Source organism: Cellvibrio sp., assembly GCF_053579595.1.
Map to the genome: position 1 here is coordinate 1 of NZ_JBRFPI010000150.1, position 9,944 is coordinate 9,944.

Annotated in this window: 9 protein-coding genes; 1 reads left to right on the forward strand and 8 read right to left on the reverse strand. The window is 48.9% G+C overall.

The features are described 5' to 3' along the window. The coding region (locus ACWA6V_RS10810) for a VOC family protein (RefSeq protein WP_449522493.1) at positions 1-192 on the reverse strand (192 nt) is incomplete at its 3' end. A gap of 166 nt (positions 193-358) precedes the next feature. Between ACWA6V_RS10810 and ACWA6V_RS10815 the strand changes: the two genes are divergently transcribed. Further along, entirely contained in the window at positions 359-1,819 is a 1,461-nt protein-coding gene (locus ACWA6V_RS10815; protein ID WP_449522494.1) for an alkaline phosphatase PhoX, read from the forward strand. Positions 1,820-1,921: 102 nt separating this feature from the next. Here ACWA6V_RS10815 and ACWA6V_RS10820 read toward each other — a convergent pair whose 3' ends face one another. The 7 genes from ACWA6V_RS10820 to ACWA6V_RS10850 all read right to left on the reverse strand — a co-directional run. Beyond that, positions 1,922-3,148 carry an EAL domain-containing response regulator gene (locus tag ACWA6V_RS10820; protein ID WP_449522495.1) on the reverse strand — a complete coding sequence of 409 codons (1,227 nt, stop codon included), beginning with the start codon at positions 3,146-3,148 and terminating at the stop codon, positions 1,922-1,924. Beyond that, positions 3,145-4,191, reverse strand: coding sequence for a protein-glutamate methylesterase/protein-glutamine glutaminase (locus ACWA6V_RS10825; RefSeq protein ID WP_449522496.1), 1,047 nt, complete (start codon positions 4,189-4,191; stop codon positions 3,145-3,147). Before ACWA6V_RS10825 ends, ACWA6V_RS10820 begins: the two co-directional genes overlap by 4 nt. Before the next feature lie 115 nt (positions 4,192-4,306). Further along, positions 4,307-4,828, reverse strand: a complete 522-nt coding sequence (locus ACWA6V_RS10830; RefSeq protein WP_449522497.1) for a chemotaxis protein CheD — start codon at positions 4,826-4,828, stop codon at positions 4,307-4,309. A gap of 5 nt (positions 4,829-4,833) precedes the next feature. Next, on the reverse strand, positions 4,834-5,655 hold the full coding sequence (locus ACWA6V_RS10835) for a CheR family methyltransferase (RefSeq protein WP_449522498.1): 822 nt from the start codon (positions 5,653-5,655) through the stop codon (positions 4,834-4,836). 41 nt (positions 5,656-5,696) lie between these two features. Further along, the gene (locus ACWA6V_RS10840) at positions 5,697-7,253 is read right to left on the reverse strand and encodes a methyl-accepting chemotaxis protein (protein WP_449522499.1); all 1,557 of its coding nucleotides are present in this window, start codon (positions 7,251-7,253) and stop codon (positions 5,697-5,699) included. Between the two features lie 67 nt (positions 7,254-7,320). Further along, positions 7,321-8,946 (reverse strand): methyl-accepting chemotaxis protein, encoded by a 1,626-nt coding sequence (locus ACWA6V_RS10845; RefSeq protein ID WP_449522500.1) that lies wholly within the window; start codon positions 8,944-8,946, stop codon positions 7,321-7,323. A 62-nt stretch (positions 8,947-9,008) separates the two neighbouring features. Then, positions 9,009-9,944 (reverse strand): methyl-accepting chemotaxis protein (locus ACWA6V_RS10850; protein WP_449522501.1); only part of this gene is annotated, 936 nt, incomplete at its 5' end.

Below are 9,944 nucleotides of genomic sequence, written 5' to 3' on the forward strand. Positions count from 1 at the left end.
TGAAAACAATTCCAGCTGGGTACCATCCGGCAATGCCAAATCCAACTTCCAGGAGGCCCGCGCGGCACGATAATGCTCGGCAACGACCTGCAGACCTAAAATAGTGACGTAGAAATGTTTGGATTTTTCATAATCCGAACAGATCAAGGCTACATGATGGACTGCCTGCAACATGGATAACGCATTCTTCATTTCTTAGCACTCGCTGCTCATCGCCCGATACTCGCAATGGGCGCATTTTAGTATAACCTTCACTTTACAAAAGACGATGGCTTTTACCTTGGTAAACAAGCCAGACATTATGCTGCAGTCATTTGGCTGTATCTTATCTGAATAAAAAAACACTCACGGATATATTATGAGTCTCTCCCGCCGTCATTTTTTACACAATGCAGGTGCCGCTGCAATCGCCCTGGCCGCCTTTCGCCACTTGCCTGCCCAAGCTGAAGCCTATGCGCGCGACCCGAAATACGGCATTGATAAATATGGTCCACTCATTAAAGACCCGCACCAGATAATCGATCTGCCTGCCGGTTTTCGCTATCAAATCATCGCCCGTACTGGCGACCCAATGAGCGATGGATTGATCATGCCCGGCGCTCCCGATGGTATGGCTGCCTTTCCCGTTGCGATGAAGCCCAATCACACAGTGTTGGTGCGCAACCATGAATTGAGTTCATCCTGGGGCGATGTGGATGCCTTCAGTGGCGATAAGAATCAGGCGAGAAACAGCGTGGGCAACAAAGCCTTTGATTTTTATCGCAACGGCTTACCGGCTAATGGCGGCACCACCACGCTCTTGTACAACCACGGCTCCGGCAAGATCGAGCGCAGCCATTTGAGCCTCGCCGGTACATCGCGCAACTGCTCAGGTGGAGCAACACCCTGGGGTTCTTGGCTCACCTGCGAAGAGACTACTTATGGCACTAAACAGGGTTTTGGCAAAGATCACGGATTTGTGTTTGAGGTTCCCGCCAGTGCGACTGAATTAGTCGCGGCAGTCCCCTTGAGTGCGATGGGGCGTTTTGCCCATGAAGCCTGCGCAGTCGATATCACCACCGGCATTGTGTATCAAACAGAAGATGCCAAGAACGCGCTCTTTTATCGATTTATCCCTGCTACCCCGGGCGAATTACACAAAGGTGGCAAACTGCAGGCGCTGGTGATCCGCGATTGGCATTCTGCCAATACCCGCAACTGGCGCGATGATGAAAAAGACCCTCGCGCACGCCATGTTGTTATGCAGCAGGAATTCCTCTGCGATTGGATAAACCTGGATAACGTCAGCTCATCCGATGCCGATTTGGCCGCACGCGGCCACACCAAAGGGGCCGCTATTTTTGCCCGCTGTGAAGGATTGGCCTTTGCATTGCGCGATGGCTCTCAACCGCAAACGCGGGAATTATTTTTTACTGCCACCACAGGCGGCAGCAAAGGCCTGGGGCAAATATGGCGCTATCAACCTAGCCCCTATGAAGGTACCGCCCGCGAACATGAAGCACCGGGCAAACTTGAGCTGACCTATGAAAGCCAGGATCGCGCCTATCTGGAAGGTTGTGACAACCTCACCATCGCCCCTTGGGGTGATTTAATTGTGTGTGAAGATAGTTATTCAGATGCACGTGACAACACCAATTACTTGCGTGGCCTGACACCGCAAGGAAAAATTTATACTCTGGCGATGAACGCGCATAAGAAAAAAAGTGAGTTCTGCGGCGCCTGTTTCTCACCCGATGGCACTACCTTGTTTGTGAATATACAACAACCGGGGTTAACACTGGCAATTACCGGCCCATGGCAAATCCTGCGTCCAAGCTGATCACGGTGTCATAAACTTTATGCAAAAAAAATCCCGGGCGCGCCGGGATTTTTTTAAGTATAAAGGTTATGCGTGATAGATCATCAAACAATATTGTATTGTCTATTTGCGCTCATGCTGCCGACGCAATTGGCTCAAGCCGGTTTTGATAAAAGCCAGTAAATCATCGGGAAATAACGGCTTGGAAAAATAGTAACCCTGCACCAGATCCACGCCTAAATCATAAATAATTTTAAAATCCTCTTCCGTCTCCACTCCTTCTGCAACGGTAGTGAGATTCAGATTTTTGGCGAGATCGACCGTGCTGGCTAAAATCGTCCGCTGTTGCGGCCGTGCAGCGGAGCGATGTACCAATGAGCGATCAATTTTTAATTCCGTTGCAGGCACACGCGAGAGCTGCTGCGCATTCGCAAAACCAGTGCCGTAATCATCAATCGCAATATGGAAGCCTTTTAAGCGCAAGCGTGCGAGCGTGCGGATAGCGCTTGCCAATTCTCCGAGCAACGCATTTTCCGTAATTTCAAAAGTCACGTCAGCGGGTGCTATGCCGTAATCTTCGGTGAGCTTGCACAACCACTCCACCATATCCGAATCAGCCAGTGAGAGCGGCGATAAATTAAAGGCGAGATTGAAACGCAATCCGTAATTTTGCCAATTTTTTTTGTGCTGAAACGCCACCTGCAAAAGATGCCGGGTCAGCGTATCAATCATGCCGTGGCGCTCGGCCAAGGGGATAAAAACACCAGGGGAAATTGTGCCTTTGTGCGGATGTTTCCAGCGCGCCAACGCTTCAACCCCTTTTAACATCAACCCATGCACAGTGAGCTTGGGTTGAAACGCCAATGTCAATTCACCATTGGTAATCGCCTGCCCCAATTCAACCGCGGTGACTTCATTCTCGGGCGCGGCTTTGGGCTCGGCGGCCTGGTTTTTTGCATCTTGGATAAAGCGCAGCAAACTGCATTCAAGCGCATCGGGCAGGAGTGGCTTTTGAAAAGTACCCAGCACATGCAAGCCATCGGCTTCGGCCATGGTGCCGACGCTGGCAATTAAAATGGGGTCTTTCGCACTGAGAATAATGACGCTGCTCACGTACTTTTTTTGCGCCATCGAACGAATTAATTCAACACCGTCCATGATTGGCATTTCAAGGTCAATTAACACCACGTCCACACTGCGCGATTCAAGCACCTGCAACGCATCGACACCATTGGCAGCATCATGAAGATCGCTGACACCCAAGTCCTGACATAGCTCCTTGGCGTACTGGCGCTGGGTCAAACTGTCATCAGTGACCAATACACTTAATTCAGAAATTACAGACTTCATGCCTTGCCCCCTAGTACTGCGGGAATCTGGGATAAAGGCATAACTTCCTTCGCGGCACCGAGGCTGATCGCCTCTTTCGGCATGCCAAACACAACGCAAGATTGCTCATCCTGCGCGATAGTTCTACAGCCAACCTGCCGCATTTCCAATAATCCTCTTGCGCCATCATCCCCCATGCCCGTCATGATAATGCCCATGGCATTGCGCCCGGCGGCGCGAGCAGCAGAGCGAAACAGAACATCGACTGACGGACAGTGGCGGTTCACACTCGGGCCGCGAAATACCTTGGCAATATATTGGGCACCCGAGCGCTGTACTTCGAGGTGATGCCCGCCCGGTGCGATTAGCACTCGCCCGGGGATCAGGCGATCACCACTCTCCGCTTCTTTTACATCGACTTCGCACAAACCATCCAAACGTTTGGCAAATGCCGCAGTAAATTTTTCTGGCATATGCTGCACCACAGCAATACCCGGGCAGGTGCGCGGAATTTTGCTTAGAATTTCCTCCAACGCCTGTGTGCCACCCGTTGAAGTACCAATCACGATAATCGTATCGGTGGTGGCGGTCATGGTGACCAGATCCGATGCAGGTGTCAGCGGCGCCGTCTTTTTGGTGTCAACCGTTGCCGCCCGGCGCGACACATGCGCGCCTGCCGCGCCACGCACGGTTTGCCAGAGCAGGTGCTTGGCCTCCAGTAAAAAATCTTTAACGCCTAATTGCGGCTTGGTAATCACGTCAATCGCGCCAGCCGAGAGCGCCTGTAGCGTCAACTCGGCACCCTTCTCCGCCAGCGATGAACAAATAATTACCGGCGTAGGTTTTTCATGCATAAGCTGGCGCAGAAAAGTCAGACCATCCATACGCGGCATTTCAATATCCAGCAAAATCACATCGGGCCATTTTTTTTGCATCTGTTGCTGGGCAAAAATGGGATCAGAGGCAGTGGCATAGACACTGATATCCGGCGCTTCATTCAGTACACCGCTCAATACTTGGCGCACTACAGCCGAATCATCAACGACCAATACTTCAATTGTCATAATCTCTCAACTTTTCAGCGCGTTATAAGTATCAACCGACTCACCAGCCAGAGCACTTGTTCTAGCGATGCTGCGACTTATCAAGTATTGTCGATCAAACCGTTATTTCAATAATTCAAGACTGATTCATTTGATAATGTTTTAGCTGGATCTCTCCAGTAGGTATAACCAACATTAACGAACGGGAGATGGAACCACCCACATCGACATGAAGAGGCTTGAGCTTTTCACGCATTAACCACTGACGCGCAAAGGCGATGTTGTCGAACCCAATCGAGGTTGGCGTGCTGTAGGCAAACATGTCGCCACCGCCAAATATGCCGAGTTGGAATTCGTTCATATCTGCATACGCCTGCATTGACCGTTTCATTTGTTCCAAGGCGTTGTTGGCATAACGGCAATCGCCCGTCACCACCCGCTGTTGGTTAGGCTCAATACGCGCCCCAGGATTATTGTTTTTACTTGGCTCAATGGCTAATAAATAGTGACACATGCCGCCAATTTTAAGTGCCGGATGCCAAGCCGTTAATGCAACGCAGGAACCCAATACGGTATGCAAGCGTTCATATTCAACACCGAAATACCACTCGCCTGGATGTATGCTGTGCAGTGGTTTGACAAGAGGCACGACGGCCATAACATTTACCGCCCGGCTAAACGGTAAATGGCAGGTTTTACCGGTGTAAAGCGCGTGCTTATACCGTGTAAACTTTCCGAGTGGCCAACAAACAATATGCCGCCCGGATTTAATTTATCCGCGATCCTCTCCAAAATTTTTGCCTTGTTATCATTCTCAAAATAAATCAATACGTTGCGCAAAAAAACCAAATCGAATTTTCCAATATCGGGAAAATCCTCATGTAAATTCAATGTGAAAAATTGCACAGCCTCGCGCAACTCGGCAGTGACGCGCACATTGCCTTGCTGGGGTCCAACACCCTTACGGCAAAACCGGCGCAAATATTCTGGCGGAATATTTTTTACGCGCATATCCGGATAAATACCAATCTTTGCCTGCTCAACGACGGTGCGATTCACATCCGAGCACAATAATTCCCATTCACTGGGGCAGCGATCGCGCAAGACCATGGCAATACTGTAAGGTTCCTCACCAGTGGATGAGGCTGCACTCCACACCCGGAAATTGCCACCCGGCCGCAGCTTGGGCAGAATCTCCTCCTGCAAATAATCAAAATGTTTTTGTTCACGAAAAAAATAGGTTTCGTTAGTGGTAATTAACTCCAGCGCAATACTCAACTCTCCCTTGCCTTGGGGGCTTTGAATCAAGCGATAATAATCGCCAAAGCCCTTCACCTGACAGGCCTGCAAACGCTTCCACAACCGATTACTTAACAACGCTTTTTTTTGTGCAGGTAAAAAAATCCCCAACTTATCCTGAATTAGCTGCTGAAATAACTGGAACTCTTTATCTGAGGGGATAGGTGTTGCGCTGTCCATTTCCATAGCGTGACTCATCATTATTTACTTTTATCAGCACAGTTCATTTAATTCGTCCTGCGCCGTTTATCGCCAACCAATGTGAAATAGGTCATTGACTCTTGCAAGCGCGAAGCCTGTGCACTCATCTCTTCCGAGGTTGAACTCAACTCTTCAGATGCCGCCGCATTTTGTTGCAAGGTTTGACTGACCTGACCAATGGCTGAATTGATTTGATTGACACCAGTAGTCTGCTCACCTGAAGCAGCGGCTATTTCCTGAATCAGATCGGCCGTTTTACGAATAGCGGGCACCACTTCTTGCAATAACTTTCCTGCGCTATCTGCCTGTTTTACAGAATCGGTGGCGAGCGTACCTATTTCCTGTGCGGCCCTTTGGCTGCGCTCCGCCAATTTACGCACTTCTGATGCAACAACGGCAAACCCTCGCCCGTGTTCACCGGCGCGCCCGGCTTCAATCGCCGCATTCAGTGCAAGCAAATTCGTTTGGTAAGCAATGTCATCAATCACACCAATGCGCTCGGCAATTTTTTGCATGGCGCCCACCGTGCCTGTCACTGCCTCGCCACCAGATGCAGCATCATTCGCCGCCTTCTGTGCCATGCCATCGGTAACACGCGCATTTTCATTATTTTGTGCAATCGAGGCGGCCATTTGTTCCATAGAGGCAGATGTTTCTTCAACACTTGCTGCCTGCATCGAAGCCCCTTTAGCAAGCGACTGTGCGGTTGCATTCACTTCTTCTGAAGCCGAAGAAAGTGCGTCCGCTGAGGAGCGTACCTCCGCAATAATTTGCCCAAGTTGTTTACACATATTATCGACACTGGCCAGCAGTGAGCGATCATCGCCTGCGCGCAACTCAATCGCCACATCCAAATTGCCATCAGCTACCTGACTAACCACACTCGCGGTGTAAGCAGGCTCACCACCCAGAGTGCAGAATAGATCGCGAAAGATATAAATCAACACGCCGAGAATAAATGCCATCGCCACCAATAAAATAATGCCGAAGGTGCGTAATGATGCGGAATAAAGCTGCGCAATTTCCTCATCGGTACTGACAACCAATTGATTAAATTGCTCGCTCATTTGCTCAGACACCACGAGAATATTGGCGCCCAATGCCGACACAATTCCTGCCGCGCGCCCATCCACTTTCAAACCGGTGGCTGGATCATTAAAATCAAACCGTTGCAGTGCGCGGTTGTATCGATCGAGTACGCGGTCGTACTCAGCCAGGAAGTAAGTGAGTTCCTCTGTGTTTTGCCCCAATTTTTCCTGCAGTGCGATACCGGATTTCAAATGGGTTTTGACTTTTTCAGTGGATGCATTAAACGCTTTTAAATAGCGCTCATACTGGGACTTTTCATTGCCACTGATCATAATGTTTTTCCACGCTTGAATCTGGATGCGCAACTGCAGCGAGGAACTATCAACAGCAGACAGCAAATCCGATTGCATCTGGATTTGTGTGAGTTTTTCATCAACTGTGGTGTTGTATTTTTGTAGCTGAAAAAGTGCAGACACACCCAAACCAACCAAGCCCAGCATAATCAGGCAGGTCAGAATCATAAGCTTTGCTTTTAGACTGAGTTTGCTGAACATAAGCTGGCATCCTGTTTTATTTACCGACCGGATTAACTGTGGTTAGCAAAGAATAAGCAATTGTCTCTTATGAATAACGCACGAAATCTTTGTCCAAATCGTCATCACTCAGCATTTTTTTATCCGCTTTTTTGCGCGGTTGAGGTTGAGACTGAACGTTGGCTTTTGGTGCACGGGAATAGGACGGGCGAGAGTCCTGATTACTCAAGGTGAAATAGCTCACCGCCTCTTGCAGGCGTAATGCCTGTGAACTGAGCTCTTCAGAGGTAGAACTTAATTCCTCTGCAGCAGCAGCGTTTTGTTGCATGGTCTGGCTAACTTGACCGATGGCGGCGTTAATTTGATTAACGCCCGCTGTTTGCTCAGTAGATGCCGCCGCGATTTCTTGCACCAAATCTGCGGTCTTTCGGATTGAAGGCACCATCTCTTGTAAGAGTTTGCCTGCGTTATCTGCTTTGCTTACCGTTTCACCCGCGAGCGAACCAATTTCCTGTGCGGCAACCTGGCTGCGTTCTGCCAATTTTCGCACCTCTGAAGCAACTACCGCAAAACCGCGTCCGTGTTCGCCCGCACGCCCAGCTTCAATGGCAGCGTTAAGTGCGAGCAAATTCGTTTGGTAAGCAATGTCATCAATCACACCAATACGGTCGGCAATTTTTTGCATGGCCTCAACAGTACTGGCTACCGCCGAACCGCCGGAGGCTGCATCGACAGCCGCTTTTTGAGCCATGCCATCGGTGATGCTGGCGTTTTCATTGTTTTGCATAATAGAGGCAGACATTTCTTCCATCGAGGCAGAAGTTTCTTCCACACTCGCGGCCTGCACTGATGCACCTTTGGCAAGTGATTGCGCCGTCGCATTAACTTCTTCTGATGCAGAGGCCAGCGCATCAGCAGAGCTACGCACCTCACCCAGGACTTGTGACAGTGTATTAGTCATTTCACGAATTGCAGCGAGCATGCTGGTAGTGTCACCCTGTTTGGTATTCACCTGCACCGTCAAATCACCTGCTGCAACTTTGGCAACAACCGCAGCAGCATAGTCTGGCTCTCCGCCTAACTGACGTAAGAGGTTGCGCGCAATGAAAATGCCAATGACGGCGATTGCCAAAAGAGTAAGTACCGAAATAATGATGGAATATGTGGTAGCTTGGGTTTTAGTGGCCAATGCAGAATTTTTTGCGCTTTCTGCGAGTTCCATGTTGTAAATACTATGACTTTCTATAGCAGCTGATGCCGCCATTGCATCAGGCGTTGCTAGCTCTAATAAATCTCGCGCAGCTTCATTTTGATTTTTTTCGGATAAAGCAATGATGGCAGGAATATGTGTTAAGTAACGCTCGAAGCTCTTTACATCTTCTTCTAATAGTTTTCTATCCTTTTCATCTGAAATCAAAGCCGCATAGGATTTAAATCCCTCTTTCACCTTTGCTATCGAATCATTCATACTTGCTTCAATTTTTTCTGACTGCGTAGTATCCGTATTCAAAATATGACGATTCAATCTAATACGCGAGCGATATACATTACTATTAATCTCGCTCAACAAGCTCATGCTGGGGATAATATTTTCATTGCTGTAATTTGCCTGTTCAAAGACAGTATTGATCTGCACTTGCGCAGCGCCCGCCAGAATAATAATTCCGAGCAATGCAGTAGCCACCAACAGCAGCATTTTTTTTGCAACAGTCATTTTTAACTCCATTAAATCCCATTAATTGTTATGCCCAATAACTTCATTAGGCAGTTTACTTATTAGCTATAACGTACAAAATTTTTATCTAATTCATCGTCATTAATATGGTTAGCTTTATGCCCAACGAATTTTTGCTTACTACTGGATGGTGGAATTTTGTTGGCAGGTTTCACAGATTTTTTGACGTTGTAATTATCGAGCGTAAAATAGGTCATAGATTCTTGCAGACGAATGGCTTGTGCGCTCATTTCCTCAGAGGTAGAACTTAACTCTTCAGAAGCTGCAGCATTTTGCTGCAATGTTTGGCTAACTTGACCAATAGCACCATTGATTTGCGAAACACCAGCGTTTTGCTCAGATGAAGCGGCGGCAATTTCTTGTACCAAATCCGCTGTTTTTCGAATTGCCGGCACCATATCCTTCAACATGGTTCCCGCTTGCTCGGCACGCTTAACGGTATCCAGCGCCAGAGTTCCAATTTCTTGAGCTGCCACTTGACTGCGCTCCGCCAACTTGCGCACCTCTGATGCCACGACTGCAAATCCGCGCCCATGCTCACCTGCGCGCCCGGCTTCAATTGCAGCGTTTAATGCGAGCAGATTGGTTTGGTACGCGATGTCATCAATCACACTGATGCGCTCGGCAATTTTTTGCATGGCTTCTACCGTGCCCATAACCGCTTCACCGCCGGTCGCTGCATCGCGAGCCGCTTTTTGAGCCATGCCATCGGTAATTTTGGCATTCTCACTATTTTGCGAAATGGACGCGGACATTTGCTCCATAGATGCGGATGTTTCTTCAACGCTGGCCGCTTGCACTGAAGCACCTTTAGCAAGGGACTGGGCAGTCGCATTGACCTCTTCAGATGCTGATGAGAGCGCATCAGCCGAGCTGCGTACATCGCCGATAATTTCAGCAAGCTGTTTGCTCATATTGGCCACGCTGGCGAGCAGCGAATTCTTGTCGCCATTTTTCAGTTGGATATCAATATTGAG

Excerpts from the sequence above, each read along its gene's own strand:
- ACWA6V_RS10815 (WP_449522494.1), top strand. The coding sequence starts at position 359 with ATGAGTCTCTCCCGCCGTCATTTTTTACACAATGCAGGTGCCGCTGCA.
- ACWA6V_RS10820 (WP_449522495.1), bottom strand. The coding sequence starts at position 3,148 with ATGAAGTCTGTAATTTCTGAATTAAGTGTATTGGTCACTGATGACAGT.
- ACWA6V_RS10825 (WP_449522496.1), bottom strand. The coding sequence starts at position 4,191 with ATGACAATTGAAGTATTGGTCGTTGATGATTCGGCTGTAGTGCGCCAA.
- ACWA6V_RS10830 (WP_449522497.1), bottom strand. The coding sequence starts at position 4,828 with ATGGCCGTCGTGCCTCTTGTCAAACCACTGCACAGCATACATCCAGGC.
- ACWA6V_RS10835 (WP_449522498.1), bottom strand. The coding sequence starts at position 5,655 with ATGGAAATGGACAGCGCAACACCTATCCCCTCAGATAAAGAGTTCCAG.
- ACWA6V_RS10840 (WP_449522499.1), bottom strand. The coding sequence starts at position 7,253 with ATGTTCAGCAAACTCAGTCTAAAAGCAAAGCTTATGATTCTGACCTGC.
- ACWA6V_RS10845 (WP_449522500.1), bottom strand. The coding sequence starts at position 8,946 with ATGACTGTTGCAAAAAAAATGCTGCTGTTGGTGGCTACTGCATTGCTC.